The 18,698-nt window shown below is 61.4% G+C and carries 12 protein-coding genes, 1 tRNA gene and 1 pseudogene; 7 read left to right on the forward strand and 7 right to left on the reverse strand.

Annotated elements, in window-relative coordinates; all coding sequences use genetic code 11:
• Window positions 1-50: 50 nt before the first annotated feature.
• The gene (locus AGR13A_RS03665) at window positions 51-662 is read right to left on the reverse strand and encodes an HAD family hydrolase (protein ID WP_080833719.1); all 612 of its coding nucleotides are present in this window, start codon (window positions 660-662) and stop codon (window positions 51-53) included.
• Entirely contained in the window at window positions 659-1,771 is a 1,113-nt protein-coding gene (mutY, locus tag AGR13A_RS03670) for an A/G-specific adenine glycosylase (RefSeq protein WP_080833721.1), read from the reverse strand. The genes AGR13A_RS03665 and mutY overlap by 4 nt, the downstream gene beginning before the upstream one ends.
• A gap of 128 nt (window positions 1,772-1,899) precedes the next feature.
• On the opposite strand from mutY, the gene AGR13A_RS03675 reads away from it, so the two are divergent.
• The 4 genes from AGR13A_RS03675 to AGR13A_RS03690 all read left to right on the forward strand — a co-directional run bounded on the left by AGR13A_RS03675 (window position 1,900) and on the right by AGR13A_RS03690 (window position 7,275).
• On the forward strand, window positions 1,900-2,364 hold the full coding sequence (locus AGR13A_RS03675) for a hypothetical protein (protein ID WP_080833723.1): 465 nt from the start codon (window positions 1,900-1,902) through the stop codon (window positions 2,362-2,364).
• Between the two features lie 27 nt (window positions 2,365-2,391).
• Window positions 2,392-2,913, forward strand: coding sequence for a DUF721 domain-containing protein (locus AGR13A_RS03680; RefSeq protein ID WP_080833725.1), 522 nt, complete (start codon window positions 2,392-2,394; stop codon window positions 2,911-2,913).
• A gap of 129 nt (window positions 2,914-3,042) precedes the next feature.
• Window positions 3,043-3,723, forward strand: a complete 681-nt coding sequence (locus tag AGR13A_RS03685) for a DsbA family protein (RefSeq protein ID WP_080833727.1) — start codon at window positions 3,043-3,045, stop codon at window positions 3,721-3,723.
• Window positions 3,724-3,807: 84 nt separating this feature from the next.
• Window positions 3,808-7,275, forward strand: a complete 3,468-nt coding sequence (locus AGR13A_RS03690; RefSeq protein ID WP_080833729.1) for a chromosome segregation SMC family protein — start codon at window positions 3,808-3,810, stop codon at window positions 7,273-7,275.
• Window positions 7,276-7,770: 495 nt separating this feature from the next.
• On the opposite strand, the gene AGR13A_RS03695 is transcribed toward AGR13A_RS03690, so the two are convergent.
• On the reverse strand, window positions 7,771-8,751 hold the full coding sequence (locus AGR13A_RS03695; protein ID WP_080833730.1) for a VOC family protein: 981 nt from the start codon (window positions 8,749-8,751) through the stop codon (window positions 7,771-7,773).
• A gap of 228 nt (window positions 8,752-8,979) precedes the next feature.
• On the opposite strand from AGR13A_RS03695, the pseudogene ppdK reads away from it, so the two are divergent.
• Window positions 8,980-11,705, forward strand: a pseudogene (ppdK, locus tag AGR13A_RS03700) (pyruvate, phosphate dikinase).
• Here the strand turns inward: ppdK and AGR13A_RS03705 are convergent.
• Window positions 11,683-11,955 carry a hypothetical protein gene (locus AGR13A_RS03705; RefSeq protein WP_035218501.1) on the reverse strand — a complete coding sequence of 91 codons (273 nt, stop codon included), beginning with the start codon at window positions 11,953-11,955 and terminating at the stop codon, window positions 11,683-11,685. The pseudogene ppdK and the gene AGR13A_RS03705 sit on opposite strands and share 23 nt — an antisense overlap.
• A gap of 153 nt (window positions 11,956-12,108) precedes the next feature.
• Window positions 12,109-13,473 (reverse strand): dicarboxylate/amino acid:cation symporter, encoded by a 1,365-nt coding sequence (locus AGR13A_RS03710; protein ID WP_035218499.1) that lies wholly within the window; start codon window positions 13,471-13,473, stop codon window positions 12,109-12,111.
• Window positions 13,474-13,994: 521 nt separating this feature from the next.
• Between AGR13A_RS03710 and AGR13A_RS03715 the strand changes: the two genes are divergently transcribed.
• The gene (locus AGR13A_RS03715; RefSeq protein ID WP_080836496.1) at window positions 13,995-14,915 is read left to right on the forward strand and encodes a DUF1499 domain-containing protein; all 921 of its coding nucleotides are present in this window, start codon (window positions 13,995-13,997) and stop codon (window positions 14,913-14,915) included.
• A 164-nt stretch (window positions 14,916-15,079) separates the two neighbouring features.
• Here the strand turns inward: AGR13A_RS03715 and AGR13A_RS03720 are convergent, their stop codons facing one another.
• Window positions 15,080-15,988, reverse strand: a complete 909-nt coding sequence (locus tag AGR13A_RS03720; protein ID WP_080833732.1) for an MBL fold metallo-hydrolase — start codon at window positions 15,986-15,988, stop codon at window positions 15,080-15,082.
• 202 nt (window positions 15,989-16,190) lie between these two features.
• On the opposite strand from AGR13A_RS03720, the gene AGR13A_RS03725 reads away from it, so the two are divergent.
• A tRNA-Gln gene (locus AGR13A_RS03725) sits at window positions 16,191-16,265 on the forward strand.
• Window positions 16,266-16,925: 660 nt separating this feature from the next.
• Here the strand turns inward: AGR13A_RS03725 and mqo are convergent.
• Window positions 16,926-18,659 carry a malate dehydrogenase (quinone) gene (gene mqo, locus AGR13A_RS03730; protein WP_167377393.1) on the reverse strand — a complete coding sequence of 578 codons (1,734 nt, stop codon included), beginning with the start codon at window positions 18,657-18,659 and terminating at the stop codon, window positions 16,926-16,928.
• Window positions 18,660-18,698 lie beyond the last annotated feature (39 nt).

Raw genomic sequence — 18,698 nt, forward strand, 5'->3', positions numbered from 1 at the left:
AAAACCGCAAGGAACGGGCAACTCCATCGGAGCTGCCCGTTCCATCATTCTCAGACATCCACACCGTGCGCCCGCAGGTCCTGCTTCAGCTTCTCGGCACCGGTAAAATGCACCGCCTGCCAGCCCGCAGCCTTAGCACCTTCCACATTCACCAATGTATCGTCGATGAAAATGCTGGCGGCGGGGTTAAGGCCGAATTCCTTCGCGTGCAGATCGTAGATCGCCACATCCGGTTTCAGGAGCTTCACGTCGCCGGAGACCGTCACGCCGCGCGGCAGCGTCAGGAAGGGAAACATCTTCTGCGCCTCGCGAAACGTGTCGGAGGCGAAGTTGGTCAGCATCGTCACGTCATGGCCGCTGTCGATCAGGGCAACCATGATGGCGACGCTGTCGTCATAGGAATGCGAGACCATCTCGTGCCAGAACTTGCGGAAGGCGCGGATATGCTCTTCCCGTTCCGGAAACTGTTCCATCAGCAACGCCTCGGCATCCTCCCAGCGGCGTCCGCGATCCTGTTCGAGGTTCCAGTCATGGGTGCAGACGTTTTCGAAGAACCATTTGCGCTCGTCGGCATCGGGAATGAGGCGGCTATAGGGAATATGCGGATCGTAATGGATCAACACCTTACCGATGTCGAATACGATATGCTCAATCTTAGTCATCGAAATTTCCTGCGTTCATCGAATGCGGATGGAATAGCTTGGGCGATGACTTTTTTCATCACCGTTGGCAACGCCTGTGCGTCAAGATTTGTAACCGGCTCCCACCATCCGTCATCCGGCCCGGTTTTGAGGCTATCCGGCACCTGCGCGCGATAGACGGTGAGCCGCAGTTCGAAATGGGTGAAGACATGCACGATGACGCCCGCCGCCTGCCAACCGGCGGCAAAAGGCGCATGGCTCGCCTCCGTGCCGCCGTCCATGCGCGCGGTCCATGCCGTTGTCGGCACCTCGGTCATGCCGCCGAGAAGCCCGCTTTCGATGCGCCGCCGGAGCAGGATTTCACCGCTCGCATTCACCGCCACGAAGGCGGCCCCGAGCCGCACCGGCTTTGCCTTCTTCGCCGCCTTGACCGGAAAACGCTCCGGCTCGTCATGGGCAAGCGCAAGACAGTGGCCGTTGAACGGACAGAGCGCGCAGGCCGGCCGTTTCGGCGTGCAGATCGTTGCGCCGAGATCCATCATCGCCTGGGCGAAATCGCCGGGCCGGTCGGAAGGGGTAAGCGCGGCCACCTTCGCTTTCATGGCGGGCTTTGAGCCGGGCAGGGGAGCATCGATCGCGAAGAGGCGGGAGATGACGCGCTCCACATTGCCGTCCATCACCGCCGCCTGCCGGTTGAACGCGATGGCCGCGACGGCGGCCGATGTATAATCGCCGATGCCGGGCAGTTGCTTCAGACCCTCTTCGGTATCCGGAAAGACGCCGCCATGCTCGCGCGCCACGGCTTCGGCGCATTTTTTAAGGTTGCGGGCGCGGGCGTAATAACCAAGCCCCGCCCAGGCTGCCATGACATCCTCGACCGGCGCCGCAGCCAGATCGCTGACGCTTGGCCAGGCGGCGAGAAACTTCAGGAAATAGGGTTTGACCGCCTGCACCGTCGTCTGCTGCAGCATGACCTCCGACAGCCAGACATGATAGGGATCGGCGCGTTTTCCCCGGGCCGCCATGGCGGGGGACGTGCGCCATGGCAGTTCGCGATGGTGCCGGTCATACCATGCGAGAAGTTGTTCCGCTGTCGGATGGGATATGTGTTGTCGCGCATCTGTGTTCATCGCCGCTGAACATAGAGACGGCGCGGCAATCTGCAACAGGATACCCGTTGCGACGGCGTGGAAAACCGTATCCTGCAATGAGCGCTCTGACATAGAATTCCCCCATTCGATTCAGGAGGAACGAACCCATGCCAAACGCGCTGCTGGAAATGATACCCCCGCCGCTCCAGTACACTATCGGAGTTTTGCTGGCCCTGTGCCTGATCGGGTGGTTGCTGAACCATATCGGCCGGCTGTGTTTCGGGCATGAAAACAGCGTGGCCTTTGTGGTGGCGCGCCTGATCCGCGAAATCCGCCAGCTGGAAAAGATGCGGGGAAAGCCCTCCCGCCGTTTTCGTATTCTCGAATCCGGTTTCTGGGCGATTTTCTGCCACGGCCTGTGGATATATCTGTCCGTCGTGCTGATCTGCATGTTGGTGATCGCCGCTATCTCGGATAAGCCGGGAATAGGACATCTGAAGATTTTGGCTGGCGGATATTTCCTCTTTGGATGTTTGGCGGTCAGAATGATAAGCTTGGGGGCCTGCCGGGACTGGCGACGATTCCGGGCGCTGTTGCGCGGCGAAGAAGATGACGATGGCGCGACCGCTTGAGGTCAATTGGCCTCTGTCGAGGAGAGCATGAAGAAACCCGCAAATTCATTCCGCAAGGGCGTCGTGCAGATCGCCGAAGTCGCCAACGGCATCATGGACCCCGTGCTGTCGAAACGGGCGGGCATCAACACGGCGCTGCTCGGCTCCTGGGACGAGATCGCCGGTGATGACTTCGCCGATTGCACCCGCCCGGAAAAGATCACCTGGCCGCGCCGCGACGAGGGGCCGGATCGCGGCGGTTATCAGCCGGGCGTGCTGACGATTGCCTGCGAAGGTGCACGCGCCCTGTTCCTCACCCATGCTCAGGGCGAACTGATTGCGCGCATCAACGGCTTTTTCGGCTTTCCGGCGGTGCGCCAGATCAGGATCGTGCAGAAGCCGGTCTCGCAAACCATCACCCGCAGGCGCAAACCGCAGCCCCTGCGCGGCGATGCGGCAAAACGTCTCGATGACATGATGAATGGCATCGAGAGCGAGGCGCTGCGCAAGGCGGTGGAGAGGCTTGGCACGGCGGTGTTGCAGAAAAAGCCGGGGCGCAGGACGATTTGATGTGACGGCGCCGTCCTTGACTGGTCACAATTCTTTGACAAGAAGAGTTCAAAACCCCGCTTGTGATGAACAGGCCGTCGCTATATCGGAATCAACGGACAATAGAGTCTATTACCAACAGGTGCTTTCATGCATTTTCCCGAACTGACCATTTCCCGTCGCAGCCTTCTCGGCGGCGTTGCCCTTGCTGCCGTTGCCACGGCCCTGCCGTTCGCCTTCGCGCCCGGTATCGCCGAAGCGCAGGAACTGCCTGAATCCACCGGTGATGTGGATATGGCTGCGGTGCTGAAGCCCGGCCCGCTGCCGGAAGCGGCGCTCGGCGATGCCAACGCACCCGTCAAGATCGTCGAATATATGTCGATGACCTGCCCGCATTGCGCCAACTTCCACAACAAGACCTTTGACGAGATCAAGAAGAAATACATCGATACCGGCAAGGTCTATTTCGTCATCCGCGAATTCCCGTTCGATCCGCGTGCGGCGGCCGCCTTCATGCTGGCGCGCTGCGCACCGGAAGGTCAGTATTTCCCGTTCGTTTCCATGCTGTTCAAGCAGCAGCAGAGCTGGGCCACGGCACAGGATGCCCGTGCCGCCCTGCTGCAATTGTCGAAAATGGCCGGTTTCTCACAGGAGTCTTTCGAGGCCTGCTTGACGAACCAGAAACTTCTGGATGATGTGAACGCAACCATGCAACGCGGTGCGACGGAATTCGGCGTCAACTCCACGCCGACTTTCATCATCAACGGCAAGAAATATGCGGGAGACATGTCGGTTGAAAACATGTCGGCTGTCATCGACAAGCTGCTCTGATCGCCGAACCCCAAGAGAAACGGGCGGCGGATACTTCCGTTCGCCCGTTTTTTATTGCCTGTCTTCCGGCCGGAGCATGACGGCATGAAGTTCAACAAGCTCCGCGTCGTCGGTTTCAAGTCCTTCGTCGAACCTTCCGAATTCATCATCGAGCCGGGGCTTACCGGCGTTGTCGGTCCGAATGGCTGCGGCAAGTCCAATCTGGTCGAAGCGCTGCGCTGGGTGATGGGCGAAAACTCCTACAAGAACATGCGCGCCTCCGGCATGGATGACGTCATCTTCTCCGGCTCCGGCAATCGCCCGGCCCGCAATACCGCCGAAGTCGGCCTTTATCTCGACAATTCCGACCGCACCGCGCCTGCCGCCTTCAACGATGCCGATGAAATTCAGGTCACACGCCGCATCGAGCGCGAAAACGGCTCCGTTTACCGCATCAACGGCAAGGAGGCGCGCGCCAAGGATGTGCAGCTTCTGTTTGCGGACGCCTCCACCGGCGCCCGCTCGCCCTCCATGGTTGGGCAGGGCCGTATCGGCGAGCTCATCAATGCCAAGCCGCAGGCCCGCCGCCAGCTGCTGGAAGAGGCGGCCGGCATTTCCGGCCTGCATTCCCGCCGCCACGAAGCCGAGCTTCGCCTGCGCGCCGCCGAGACCAATCTGGAGCGGCTGGAAGACGTCACCGCCCAGCTGGAAAGCCAGATCGAAAGCCTGAAACGCCAGGCGCGGCAGGCCAACCGTTTCAAGATGCTCTCGGCCGATATCCGCGCCCGCGAAGCGACCCTGCTGCATATTCGCTGGGTCGAGGCGAAGGAAGCCGAAGGCGAGGCGGAAAGCGCGCTCAATCAGGCGACCAATATCGTTGCCGAAAAGGCGCAGGCGCAGATGGAGGCGGCCAAGCAGCAGGGAATCGCCAGCCTGAAACTGCCGGAATTGCGCGAGGACGAGGCGAAAGTCGCCGCCGCCCTGCAACGCCTGCAAATTGCCCGCACCCAGCTGGATGACGAGGCGAACCGCCTGCTGCGCCGCCGCGACGAGCTGGCCCGCCGCCTGTCGCAGCTCGGCGAGGATATCATCCGCGAGGAACGGCTGGTTTCCGATAATGCCCAGATACTCGCACGGCTCGATGAGGAAGAGGTCGAGCTTCTGGAAATCCTCTCCGATTCCGGCCGCCATGCCGAAGAAATGCGCGAAGCCTTCGAAGCTGCGGCTATCAAGCTTGCGGAAAGCGAAGCCATCTTCACCGCGATTACCGCCGAACGGGCCGAAGCCGCCGCCGCGCGCCAGCAGTTGGAGCGGGCAATCCGTGATCTTTCTGATCGCAAGCTGAGGCTGGAGCGGCAGTCGCAGGAGGCATCGGCGGAGATCGATGCCATCGACGAAAAACTCTCCGGCCTTCCCGATCCTTCCGAACGGCGCGAAGCGGTCGAGGCGGCGGAGATCGCGGTCGAAGATGCCCTGATCGTGGTGGAGGAAGCTGAAGCTGCCGTCGCCGAGGCGCGTTCCGCCGAAGCGCTGGCGCGCGCGCCGCTGGAAACGGCGCGGAACCGGCTGAACGCGCTGGACACCGAAGCGCGCACCATCACCAAAATCCTTGCCTCCAGCGCTGCCGCCAATGGCAGTTTCACGCCGGTGGCGGAAGAAATGACGGTGGAGCGCGGTTTCGAGGCGGCACTGGGTGCCGCCCTCGGCGACGATCTCGAAAGCCCGCTCGATCCCGCCGCGCCCGCCTATTGGGCCGGCAATGGCGACGGGGCGGGCGATCCCGCCCTGCCACAGGGCGCGAAACCGCTTCTGGATTATGCGCAGGCGCCGGAAGCCCTGCGCCGCGCTTTGGCGCAGATCGGCGTCGTCGCCAACACTGCGGAAGCCCTGCGTCTGCTGCCGCATCTGAAGGCCGGCCAGCGGCTGGTGACGCGCGAAGGCGCGCTGTTGCGCTGGGACGGCCACATCGCCAGTGCCGATGCGCCGGGTGCCGCAGCACTTCGCCTGTCGCAGAAGAACCGCCTCGCTGAAATCGAGACAGAACTGGATGAGGCCCGCTCCATTCTGGACGAGGCCGAAGACCAGCTTGCCGCGAAAACCGAAGAAATCCGCAGCAGCGAATTGCGGCTCTCGGACGTGCGCGACAGAAGCCGGCTTGCGACCCGCCATCTTGCCGAGGCGCGCGAGGCGCTGACATCAGCCGAAAGGGCTTCGGGCGATCTGCTGCGCCGGCGCGATATCGTGTCCGAAGCCCTGAACCAGATCGGCGCGCAGATCGACGAAATCGCCGTTCAGGAGGAAAACGCCCGCATCGAAATGGAAGACGCGCCCGATCTTTCCGTGCTGGATCTGCGGCTGCGCGAAAGCCAGCTTGAAGTCGCGACCGATCGCAGCCTTTTGGCGGAGGCCCGCGCCCGCCATGAGGGTGTGAGCCGCGAGGCCGAAAGTCGCCAGCGCAGAATTCAGGCAATCGGGCAGGAGCGCTCCACCTGGCAGTCGCGTGCGGCAAGTGCGGCCGATCACATCGCGACATTGCGCGAACGCGAGGAAGAGGCGCGCGAGGAAATCGCCGAGCTGGACATAGCGCCGGAAGAATTCGACGAGAAACGCCGCAACCTGCTCAATGAATTGCAGAAGACCGAAGAGGCTCGCCGCGGGGCCGCCGACCGGCTGGCCGAGGCGGAAAACCTGCAGCGCGCTGCCGACCGGGTGGCGGCAACAGCCCTTTCCGAACTGGCCGAAGCGCGCGAAAAGCGCGGCCGTGCCGAAGAACGGCTGGTTTCCGCCCGCGAAAAGCGCCAGGAAACCGAACACCGCATCCGCGAAACGCTGAATACCGAGCCGCATATGGCCTTCCGCCTGACCGGCCTTGGCCCGGACCAGCCAAAGCCGGATATTCGCGATGTCGAGCGCGATCTCGACCGGCTGAAGATCGAACGCGAGCGGCTTGGCGCGGTCAATCTGCGCGCCGAGGAAGAGCAGGCCGAGCTTTCCGCCAAGCTCGAGGCGTTGATCAAGGAGCGCGACGACATCATCGACGCCGTGCGCAAGCTACGCGCCGGCATCCAGAACCTCAACCGCGAAGGCCGTGAACGGCTGATTGCGGCTTTCGATGTGGTCAATTCGCAGTTCCAGCGGTTGTTCACCCATCTCTTCGGTGGCGGCACGGCGGAATTGCAGCTGATCGAATCCGACGATCCGCTGGAAGCGGGCCTGGAAATCCTCGCCCGCCCGCCGGGCAAGAAACCGCAGACCATGACGCTGCTGTCCGGCGGCGAGCAGGCGCTGACGGCCATGGCGCTGATCTTCGCGGTCTTCCTCACCAATCCCGCGCCCATCTGCGTGCTGGACGAGGTGGACGCGCCGCTCGACGACCACAATGTCGAGCGTTATTGCAACCTGATGGACGAGATGGTGGCCTCCACGGAGACCCGTTTCGTCATCATCACCCACAATCCCATCACCATGGCGCGCATGAACCGCCTCTTCGGCGTCACCATGGCCGAACAGGGCGTGTCGCAACTGGTATCCGTGGATTTGCAGACCGCCGAGCAGCTTCGCGAAGCCGTCTGAGTTTCATTTCCAGGGCCGGCTCCCAGCTTTGTCCATCGCGAATTTATCTGGCCGCATCACCCATTCGGGTGGGCGACAATGCGCAGCGTTTTGCTATGTCTTCTTGAAAGGGATCAGGGTTCTTTCAGACCCCCCATCCGGTTTCCTGTACCGGATGGAATGCCTTGCGAGGCCGCTGCCGTGGCCTCGCAAGGCTTTCTTTTTTGCGAGGAAAATTCCGGGAAATTGGACTGTGGTGTTGGGATTGTAGTTCTGGGCCAGCATCGCCCACTGCCGTCATACCGGCCTTGAGCCGGTATCCAGCCAGCCCAAGTCCTTGGGCTGAAAGGACTCTTCCCGTCGTGCCGACGCGCGTCGACTGGATTCCGGCTCAAGGCCGGAATGACGGAAGGAGGAATGCCAGGAATCCCGGTCGGCCTTGAGCCTCCCGTTACGTCAGTCTTGACCTTATACGCTTCCCGCGATGCACACCTGGGGCTCAAATTTACCACCCACTCAAGCGGGCACCAGCCGCAGCCGCGTGCCCCATGGATCAATCGCCTCCACGACATTGTTCTCCATCTCCACCAGCACGTAACCGGCCGCTCGCAGCCGCGTTTTCTGCGCCTCCAGATCGGCGGGATTGCGAACGGTCAGCGAGAACCAGTCGAGGCCGGTTTCCATGGCGTTGCGTTCCTTCGCGCCACGGCTGTTCCATGTATTCACCGCCAGATGATGATGATACCCGCCGGAAGAGAGAAAAGAGGCATCGGTGCGCGCGTCCTGTGTCGGTTGCAGGCCAACGGCCGTTTCGTAAAAGGCGCGGGCTCCAGCAATCTCGCCGACCCGCAGGTGAACATGGCCGACGCGCATTCCCGACGGGGCAGCCTCATAATCGCTTTTTTTGGTATCGGTCAGCGTCACGAGATCATCGACATCAAGCGGTTCGGTGCCCATTTTCACCACGTTCCCGCTCCACACCCATGTGTCCTTCGGCCGGTCGCTGTAAACCTCGATGCCGTTGCCCTCGGGATCGTTGAGATAGATCGCTTCGCTGACATTGTGATCGGCAAAACCGGAAAGCGGCACCTGCCTGAGCGCCGCATGCACCAGCCATCGCGCCAGATCCTTGCGGCTCGGCATCAGATAGGCGATGTGAAACAGGCCGGCGGAGGTGGGACTTTCGTAATCCGCGGCCGGCTTGTGGACGAGATCAAGCAGCGGGACGGTGCCGACGCCGAGCGTCATGCCGCGCGATGTGCGCTCCACTTCGTTCAGCCCCAGCACGGAACGGTAATAATCTATCATCGGATCGAGTTCGCGGACCCGAAGAGCCGCCTGGCCGATATGCATGGGGGTTGTCAGCGCAAAAGGAAGGGCGGCGCCCGCATTTGCCAAGGGCGGCGAGCCGCCTTCTGCTCTGAGCGCGCCGGCAAGGGCTGTGGCGGCGCAAGAAATTCCGGCAAATTTCAACGTATGGCGGCGAGTAAATTGCATGAATAATCTCTTTTTGGGCGATATGGATGGCTTAGGGAACACTCCGTTTCTCCGCACTACACGAATGCGTCAGCAACGCTGTTATTTTGCTTTTGCGGCAATTCTGGCGCGCAATTCGCCGCAATTATGCTGCACTGCGATGTAAACTGCACGTTGCGGCGTTTCCAACATGCTGCCAATGCTGTAGATGATAGAAAAATGACAACGCTTCTGGGTGGAGAGCGTGGAATGAAAAAGTGGGTTTATACCTTCGGCAACGGTGCTGCCGAAGGCAGGGCAGGTGACGTTGCGATATTGGGCGGCAAGGGCGCGAACCTTGCCGAAATGGCAAGTCTCGGCCTTCCCGTTCCCCCCGGCCTCACCATCATAACCGATGCCTGCGCCCTTTATCACAAGAATGGCCGCGATCTTCCCGAAGAGCTGAAGCTGCAGGTCATGGCTGGCCTGCACGGCATGGAAACCGTGACCGGCAAGACCTTCGGCGGCAGCCACTCGCCGCTGCTTCTGTCGGTCCGATCAGGTGCACGCGCCTCCATGCCCGGCATGATGGACACGGTTTTGAACCTCGGCCTCAATGACCGCACCGTGGAAGCTCTGGGCCATGATGCGGGCGACGCGCGTTTTGCCTGGGACAGTTATCGCCGCTTCATCCAGATGTATGCCGATGTCGTCATGGGCCTCGACCACGAATTGTTCGAGGAAATTCTCGAGGACGAGAAAGGCCGCCTCGGCCACGAATACGATACCGATATGTCGGCGGTCGAATGGCAGCATGTCGTTTCGCTTTATAAAAAGCTGATCGAGGATGAGCTGGACGAAGCCTTCCCGCAGGACTGTCACGTCCAGCTCTGGGGTGCCATCGGCGCGGTCTTCGCCAGCTGGACCAACCACCGCGCCGTGACCTACCGGCACCTGCACAATATTCCGGGAGACTGGGGCACGGCCGTCAACGTTCAGGCCATGGTCTTCGGCAATCTCGGCTCCTCCTCGGCAACCGGCGTCGCCTTTACTCGCAACCCTTCGACGGGAGAGGCGGAGCTTTACGGCGAATTCCTCGTCAATGCTCAAGGCGAAGATGTGGTGGCGGGCATCCGCACGCCGCAATCCATCACCGAGGCCGCGCGTCTTGTCTCCGGCTCCGACAAGCCTTCCATGGAAAAGCTGATGCCGGAGGCGTTCAGTGAATTCCTGGCGATCTGCAGGCGGTTGGAAAACCACTATCGCGACATGCAGGATCTGGAATTCACCATTGAGCGCGGCAAGCTCTGGATGCTCCAGACCCGCTCCGGCAAGCGCACCACCCGCGCCGCCATGAAGATCGCCGTCGATATGGTCGAGGAAAGGCTGATTTCCAGGGAGGAAGCCGTCTGCCGTATCGAGCCGTCCTCGCTGGACCAACTGCTGCACCCGACCATCGATCCCGGCATTTCCCGCCCGGTGATCGGCTCCGGCCTGCCGGCCTCTCCGGGGGCGGCAACCGGTGAGATCGTCTTCACCTCGGAAGAAGCAGTTGCGGCGGAAGCCGAAGGGCGACGCGTCATTCTGGTGCGTATCGAAACCAGCCCGGAAGATATTCACGGCATGCACGCCGCCGAAGGCATTCTGACGACGCGCGGCGGCATGACCAGCCACGCCGCCGTGGTGGCGCGCGGCATGGGCATCCCTTGCGTCACCGGCGCCGGCTCCATGCGCGTCGACATGCGCAACAAGGTGCTGATCGGCGTCGGCTGTATGCTGAAGCGCGGTGACGTCATCACCATCGACGGTTCCTCCGGCCGGGTGCTGAAGGGCGAAGTGCCGATGACACAGCCGGAACTCTCGGGCGATTTCGGCAAGCTGATGGAATGGGCCGACGGGCTGCGCCGCATGACGGTGCGCACCAATGCCGATACACCGGCTGATGCGCGTGCCGCCCGTGCCTTTGGCGCCGAGGGCATCGGTCTCTGCCGCACCGAGCATATGTTCTTCGAGGGCGACCGCATCCATGTGATGCGTGAGATGATCCTCGCCGAAAGCGAAAAGGGCAGGCGGGCGGCGCTCGATGAGCTTTTGCCCATGCAGCGCTCGGATTTCACCGAACTTTTCCAGATCATGCATGGCCTGCCGGTAACGATCCGCCTGCTCGATCCGCCGCTGCACGAATTCCTGCCGAAGACCGATGGCGAGATTGTCGAGGTGGCCGCCGCCATGGGCATGCCGCAGACGGTGTTCCGCCAGCGGCTGGATGCGCTGCACGAATTCAACCCCATGCTCGGCCATCGCGGCTGCCGCCTTGCTATTTCCTATCCGGAAATTGCCGAAATGCAGGCGCGCGCCATTTTGAAGCTGCCGTTGCCGCAGCACGCATCACCGGCGCGCCGGTCGTGCCCGAAATCATGGTGCCGCTGGTCGGACTGCGCGCGGAACTGGATTACGTTACCGAGGTCATCGACGGCGTCGCCGCAGCGGTGGCGCAGGAAACCGGCATGGAGATCGAATATCTGACCGGCACCATGATCGAGCTGCCGCGCGCCGCCCTGCGCGCCCATGTGATCGCGGAAGCGGCGGAATTTTTCTCCTTCGGCACCAACGATTTGACGCAGACCACCTTCGGCATTTCCCGCGACGATGCGGCGCGTTTCATCAATACCTATCAGCGCAAGGGCATCATCGAGCGCGACCCGTTCATCTCGCTCGATTTCGACGGCGTGGGGGAATTGATCCGCATCGCCGCCGAACGCGGCCGCCAGACGCGGCCGGAACTGAAGCTCGGCATCTGCGGCGAACATGGCGGCGATCCGGCCTCGATCCATTTCTGCGAGGATGCCGATCTCGACTACGTGTCCTGCTCGCCCTTCCGCGTGCCCATCGCCCGCCTGGCCGCGGCGCAGGCAACGCTGGCGGCGAAGAGGGATGAGGGCAAGGTGGCGAGCAATGTCGCCTTCATTCCCGTCAGGGGCTCTGTCGGACGATGATCTGACGTTCGACCACCACCGGCCGGTAGAACATGTCGCGGTTCATCTGCGCCTGCCATGCGCGGTTGTCGGCGCGGCGGTCCATTTCCAGATCGAGAAGGCAACCGGCCATAGGGTCCGTCCCGGGGCGGAAACCATAACCCCGGCATGTCGCCTCATCCCGCGCCCGGCGCTCTTCCGGCGTCAACGTCTGGCAGGCGGTGAGCGCCAGCATGGCGGCAAGCGCACCGAAGACGATGGAAACGCGCATTTTGTTTCTCCCTTGAACATGACAGCCGTACGGCACTTTATTGCCGCGATTGATACGCCTGTTTTCATGTGGGGAAAAGCCGCGTTGGGGCGGAAAGTTGCATTGGAAAGATGGCGGCCGCAGAACTGCGACCGCCCTTCATATGAACGGATGTCAGGCCGCCGCAACCTCCCGGTCATCGAGCGCATCGATGTCCTTGGCGTTGTTATAGACGGCTTCATCCAGAATGCCTTCGCGCTTGGCGACGATGGTGGGCACCAGCGCCTGGCCGGCGACGTTGACCGCCGTGCGGCCCATATCGAGGATCGGGTCGATGGCGAGCAGCAGGCCCACACCTTCAAGCGGCAGGCCGAGCGTGGAAAGCGTCAGCGTCAGCATCACCACCGCGCCCGTGAGGCCGGCGGTTGCGGCGGAACCGAGCACGGAGACGAAGACGATCAGCACATATTCCTGGATGCCGAGCGGCACCTGGAAGAACTGCGCGATGAAAATCGCCGAAATCGCCGGATAGATGGCGGCGCAGCCGTCCATCTTGGTGGTGGCGCCGAGCGGCACGGAGAAGGCGGCATATTCGCGCGGCACCCCGAGGCTCTTTTCCGTCACGGTTTCGGTGACGGGAAGCGTGCCGATGGAGGAACGCGACACGAAGGCGAGCTGGATGGCCGGCCATGCGCCCGCAAAGAAGCGCGACGGCTTCAGGCCATGGGCGAGAAGCAGCGCCGGATAGACCACGAAAAGCACCAGTGCCAGACCGATATAGACGGCTGCCGCATACCAGCCGAGCTGCGACAGCGTGGTCCAGCCATATTGGTCAACCGCGCGGCCAAGCAGGCCGATGGTGCCGATGGGGGTGAGGCGAATGACCCACCACAGGATTTTCCGCACGATGGCGAGCAGCGACTGGTTGAAGGCGAGGAACGGCTCTGCCGCCTTGCCCGCTTTCAGTGCCGCGACGCCGAAAGCGATCGAGACGACGAGCAGCTGCAGCACGTTGAAGTTCAACGAGGTGCTGGCCGCGCCATTATTGAGCTTGGTAGACGCTTCGAGGCCGAAGACATTGGCCGGCACAAGGCCCTTCAGGAAATCCAGCCAGGAACCGGTGGAAGAAGGTGCCGCCGCTGCCGTATTGGCAATCGCCGTGTTGACGCCGGGCTGAATGACGAGGCCGAGCACGATGCCGATGACAACGGCGATCAGTGCGGTGATGGCGAACCAGAGAAGTGTCTGCCAGACGAGCTTCGCCGCATTGGAGAGGTTCTTGAGATTGGCGATGGAGGCAACGATGGCCGTGAAGATCAGTGGTGGAACCAGCGCGCGCAAAAGCTGCACGAAAATGCTGCCGATGGTCTGCAGCGTCACCGAAAGCCAGTTGGGGCTGCCGGCGGCATCCGGACCGATGTTGCGTGCAACGAGGCCGAGCAGCAGGCCGATGACCATGGCGATCAGAACCTGAAAGCCGAAATTGCGGTAAAAGGGTTTAGACCCGGAAGACCGGGCGGGCGTCGTTGCCTGTGACATGGCGTGTCTCTTTTTTATGCAAGAAAGCGAGAATGATGCACGTTTTACACGCATTCTCGAGGGAAGTGACGCAGAATACGCCGATTTCCTCAGCAATTAAGGGATGAGCTTGCGTATTTGTTACGCTACGGATGCATTATTCTCTTAAAGTGAGGAAAAGCGGAAAAATATTCCGATCCTCGTCGCCTTTGATGCCGGAGGCCTGGTGCCTATGGTTCCGCGGTGTCGTGCGTCATAGTCCGTCACCCCAACCTGATCAGGGGTCCAGCGCGACCAGGTCCTTGATCGCAAAGCTTCACTCCTCACGGCGCAGGCGCGCCGTGGTTGGATGCCGGATCATCCTCGGGCTTGTTCCGGGGACCGGCATGACGGCGGGTTTGCATGCTTTAGCGCAGGCATCGCCTCCTCCTTTGTTTTCCTCGCCGCAAATCCGGTCTATGACATCATATGCAGGTGATTCCCTTGCCAGATTTCGGGTGCAGCGCTTTTACGCCAATGCGATCTTACGGATATCCGCTTCCATGACTGTGCGTTTCGTCCGCCCTTTTTCAGTTGCAGCCTATCTTTCCCGCTATCTTGGTCTTGCGGCGCTTGTGCTTTTTCTCATCGCCGGCGGAATTCACCGTTTCGGGCCGTTGACGACGCCGGATCTTGTCGGGCTGCTTATGATCGCCGCTGGCATCGCGCTGGTGGCCGTGCTTCTGGCGCTGATCGGCCTTGAACGACTCTGGACAAAAGGCGCACGCGGTGGCCTTTCGGCGCTGGCGGCGCTGCTTCTCGCGGCCCCGCCGCTCGGCGTCGTCGGTTATGGTGCATTTCTTTACTGGCAGCAGCCAAAGATTTACGACATCTCCACCGATCTGTCCGATGTGCCGGAATGGCTGGTGACGCCCGCGGCCAATCAGCAATGGCTGATACGGCCCGCAACCATTGCGAGGCAAGACCGCGACGCGCAGGCCGAGGCCTATGCCAGCCTCGCCGGACGCCGTTATGAAGGTGCGATAGATCGCATCTATGCCGCCGCCAAAAAAATGGCGGCAGCCCAGAATATTCGTATCGCCCACACCAGGGGTGTTATCGGCGCGGTCGAAGCCCCCTCGGCTGGCGTTCCCGAACAGGACAAGACGCCGCCCGCCGAAGAAGGGCCGGTGGAGGATTTGCCATCCATCGTGCCGGTGCCCATGGCCCGCCCGGCAGAAGCGCCACAACCCACCTTCTTTAACGGCAGCGGCGTGGTGTTGATGCAGGGCGAAACCCGCACGCGCATCTGGGGCCTGCGTTTCGATATCCTCATCCGCCTCAAGGAAGAGGCGGAAACCACCATCGTCGACGTCCGCGTCGCCTCCCGCTATGGCCCGCACGATCTCGGCATGGGGGCTGCGATTGCCGAAGCCTATCTCGATGCGCTGGATGCGGAAATGCAGGGGTTGAACGACAATTGATGTGTCGCTGACGCTACGCTCTTGATAAGAAACGAGAGTGTGCCGCCTGTTCCTTCTCCCCGGCGGGGAGAAGAAACAGGCGGCACCCGGTCGATCCAATCAGGGAGTAGAGTGAGAGGCGAGGTCACAACGCGCCCTGAAATGTCGCGTGCCAGAAATACCCGCTACGCCGGGAAATATTCCCCCAGCAGCGACGGCGCACCATCCGTCCGCACCTCACCCTTTTCGATCAGGTCTTCGATATGTGCCAGAACGGAAAGGGCTGCCGCCCCATGCAGGCGCTTGTCGGTGCTGGCATAGATGACCTTCACCATATCGGCGATCCGCCGGTCTCCATCTTTGATGCGCTTCAAAACCGCCTTTTCCCGCATGCGCCGATGGGCGCGCAAGCCCCGCATGAAGGCGGCGGGATCGGTGACCGGGCCGCCATGGCCGGGCAGGAACAGCCGGTCATCGCGGGTGAGCAGCCGTTCCAGCGAGGCCATGTAATCGCTCATCGCCCCATCCGGCGGCGCGACGATGGTGGTGGCCCAGGCCATCACATGATCGGCGGAAAAGACGATGCCGCTGCCATCAAGCGCGAAGGCGGCGTGGTTGGCGGTGTGTCCCGGCGTATGCAGCGCGGTAAGCTGCCAGCCGTCGCCGGAAAGGCTCTGCCCGTCGCCAAGCGCGATATCGGGCGCAAAAGCGGTATCGGAGCTTTCGGCAAAGGGATTGGTCTCCCCCACATGCAGCGGCCGGGCGGCCCGGTGCGGGCCTTCCGCCACCGTCAGCGCCCCGGTCGCCTCCTTCAGCCGCCGGGCGAGTGGCGAGTGATCGCGATGGGTGTGGCTGACGAAGATATGGGTGACCTCGCGGCCATCAAGCGCTGCCATCAGCGCCTGAAAATGCGCCTCATCCTCCGGGCCGGGATCGATGACGGCGACGGAACGGTCGCCGACAATATAGGAGTTGGTGCCATGGAAGGTGAAGGCGGAGGGATTGTTGACGGTGATGCGCTGAATGAGCGGGGCGACGGGAACCGCCTCGCCATAGGCCGGCTGGAAATCGAGATCGAATGCCGGGTCCGCCATCGAGACCTCCTGAAAAATGCCATGCCACCCAGAGCCACGGCCTCAGCCGCGCCATCGCCAAGCCCTAACATGCCATGTCAGGCACGGCATCCAAAAAGCTTGGATTTTGTGAAAAAATAAGTCGCCGGGTCATTGCCGGGCCGGGCAGGCTTTGCTAATCAGGCCCGGTTCAGGCAGCGTCGTTTCGCCCACGCTGCCCTGTTGGGGCGTCGCCAAGCGGTAAGGCACCGGTTTTTGGTACCGGCATTCCCAGGTTCGAATCCTGGCGCCCCAGCCAATGCTTTATCTTTCGTGGCTTGGCTCGCGCGAGATCGCAAAAGATTTAGCCATCACTCACTAAATTGAGATCGCCCTACACATCATTTTACTGTGTCGGATGGCGCCTTTCGAAGGGCTGCTGCCTTTTCTCGTGCTATTCCAAACCGATTTCCTGCAAGACCGAACAACAGAACGAACAATGGGACTGCGACAATCCATCCTGCTAATCCTCGACCGGCACTAGCAATGCCAAAACCGGGAAGAAACAGCGCAAATATAAGCCCAAATAAAGCTCCAACAGTGGTCCATCTTTGTTGTGTTGTCGTCCAAGCCAATCGAATAAAATGACGATGCAAGAAACGTGCTGTAGCGCGGTAACTAAGTTGCAATGATGTTTCCTTGTGCCTATTTAAGATTGCGATTCAGCAAATGGCATAGTCAATAAAAAAGGTCGCGACAAGGGCGGTTTTAGTCCTGCAATATCAGGCTGGTGTAGCAGTCACAATTTTTTGCCCAATCCAGTTCGCTCGGGCTTTGTAGAGCGTCGCGTCAAACTCCATTTCGGTTGTTCTCCGCTGACTTTGCCTTCAGTACGAGAGTGAGAGGTCGCAATCAGCCACGCAAAAAACGCCGCGCATCCAGAGACACGCGGCGTCCAATCCTAAATCGCACTCAAGCCTTAAAGCGCGATATCCGGCACCTTCTTCACCGGCGCACCCGCAGGCGCCGCACCGGCGCCCTTCAGCGCCTCAAGGTCGATCTGCGGCGGGGTGGGCAGCTGCAGGTGTTCGGCGGTATAGGCCCATTCCTGCTGCACCTTTTCCGGGTCGTCATTGAGCTTCGTGCCGTAGCTCGGCACGATCTGGCGGATCTTGGCCTGCCATTCAGGCGTCGCCACCTTGTCCTTGAAGACCTTTTCCAGAACGCTGAGCATGATCGGGGCGGCCGTGGAAGCGCCCGGCGAAGCGCCGAGCAGGCCGGCGATGCTGCCGTCCTTGGCGGCGACGACTTCGGTGCCGAGCCGCAGAACGCCGCCCTTTTCTTCGTCGCGCTTGATGATCTGCACGCGCTGGCCGGCCTGCCACAGGCGCCATTCGCCCTGCTTGGCATTCGGGAAATATTCCTTCAGCGCGGCAAAACGGTCGTCATCCGACATCATCAGCTGGCCGGCGAGATATTCCACCAGCGGATATTCATCGATGCCCACCCGCACCATCGGCCAGGCATTGCTGGTCGTCACGGAGGAGACGAGATCGAAATAGGAGCCTTCCTTCAGGAACTTGGTCGAGAAGGTGGCGAAAGGTCCGAACAGGATGACACGCTTGCCACCCAGCACGCGGGTATCGAGATGCGGCACCGACATGGGCGGCGAGCCGACCGAGGCCTTGCCATAGGCCTTGGCCAGATGCTGCATCGTCACGTCAGGATTTTCGTTGATGAGGAACGAGCCGCCCACCGGGAAGCCGGCATAGTCGTCCGCTTCCGGAATGCCGGACATCTGCAGCAGATGCAGTGCGCCGCCGCCGGCGCCGATGAACACGAATTTCGCATCCACCACCTGTTCGGCATCGGTCTTGGTGTTGGCATAGGTCACGCGCCAGCTGCCATCGGCATTGCGCTGGATGTCGGAAACCTCGCTATTGACCTGAAGGTCGAAATTCTGGTCGCCCTGCAGATGCGATACGAATTGCCGGGTGATTTCGCCGAATTCCATGTCGGTGCCGAGCGGCGACCATGTCGCGCCGATCTTCTGGGAAGGATCGCGGCCTTCCATCATCAGCGGCACCCACTTCTTGATCTGCTCGGGATCGGTGGAATATTCCATGCCGGCGAACAGCGGGCTGGCTTTGAGCGCCTGATAGCGCTTTTCCAGATAGGCGACGTTTTCATCACCCCAGACGAAGCTCATATGCGGCGTGTGGTTGATAAAGGAGCGCGGGTTCTTCAAAACGCCGTTACGCACCTGCCATGCCCAGAACTGTCGGGAAATCTGGAAGGATTCATTGATGTTGACGGCCTGGCTGATCTTGATGTTGCCGTTGTCGTCTTCCGGTGTGTAGTTGAGTTCGGCAAGCGCCGAGTGGCCGGTGCCGGCATTGTTCCAGCCGTTCGAGCTTTCAAGCGCCACGCCATCCAGCCGCTCCAGCATCTGCATCGACCAGGTGGGTTCGAGTTCACGCAGCCACACACCGAGCGTCGCGCTCATGATGCCGCCGCCGATCAGAAGCACGTCGACCTTCTTGGCAGCCGTGTTGGCGAGAAGCGGGGAAGAGGGCAGCGCCGCTGCGGCAATCCCGGCGAGCGCACCGCCCAGAACCTGTCGGCGGTTCATCGGGATCGCGTGGGAAAGGGTGGTTTCCTGGGAAAGATCAGTGAGCTGGGATTTGTCTTGATCGATGGGAGTCACGGCCATACCTGATTCTTGTTTTGTGTTAAAAACATTCCTCCCGAA

Source organism: Agrobacterium genomosp. 13 str. CFBP 6927, assembly GCA_900012615.1.
Lineage (GTDB): Bacteria > Pseudomonadota > Alphaproteobacteria > Rhizobiales > Rhizobiaceae > Agrobacterium.

What these genes read in the sequence shown, in the direction of transcription:
- AGR13A_RS03715 (WP_080836496.1), top strand. Translation starts at nt 13,995, where the DNA reads ATGACTGTGCGTTTCGTCCGCCCTTTTTCAGTTGCAGCCTATCTTTCC.
- mqo (WP_167377393.1), bottom strand. Translation starts at nt 18,659, where the DNA reads ATGGCCGTGACTCCCATCGATCAAGACAAATCCCAGCTCACTGATCTT.
- AGR13A_RS03705 (WP_035218501.1), bottom strand. Translation starts at nt 11,955, where the DNA reads ATGCGCGTTTCCATCGTCTTCGGTGCGCTTGCCGCCATGCTGGCGCTC.
- AGR13A_RS03690 (WP_080833729.1), top strand. Translation starts at nt 3,808, where the DNA reads ATGAAGTTCAACAAGCTCCGCGTCGTCGGTTTCAAGTCCTTCGTCGAA.
- AGR13A_RS03695 (WP_080833730.1), bottom strand. Translation starts at nt 8,751, where the DNA reads ATGCAATTTACTCGCCGCCATACGTTGAAATTTGCCGGAATTTCTTGC.
- AGR13A_RS03665 (WP_080833719.1), bottom strand. Translation starts at nt 662, where the DNA reads ATGACTAAGATTGAGCATATCGTATTCGACATCGGTAAGGTGTTGATC.
- mutY (WP_080833721.1), bottom strand. Translation starts at nt 1,771, where the DNA reads ATGAACACAGATGCGCGACAACACATATCCCATCCGACAGCGGAACAA.
- AGR13A_RS03710 (WP_035218499.1), bottom strand. Translation starts at nt 13,473, where the DNA reads ATGTCACAGGCAACGACGCCCGCCCGGTCTTCCGGGTCTAAACCCTTT.
- AGR13A_RS03675 (WP_080833723.1), top strand. Translation starts at nt 1,900, where the DNA reads ATGCCAAACGCGCTGCTGGAAATGATACCCCCGCCGCTCCAGTACACT.
- AGR13A_RS03685 (WP_080833727.1), top strand. Translation starts at nt 3,043, where the DNA reads ATGCATTTTCCCGAACTGACCATTTCCCGTCGCAGCCTTCTCGGCGGC.
- AGR13A_RS03720 (WP_080833732.1), bottom strand. Translation starts at nt 15,988, where the DNA reads ATGGCGGACCCGGCATTCGATCTCGATTTCCAGCCGGCCTATGGCGAG.
- AGR13A_RS03680 (WP_080833725.1), top strand. Translation starts at nt 2,392, where the DNA reads ATGAAGAAACCCGCAAATTCATTCCGCAAGGGCGTCGTGCAGATCGCC.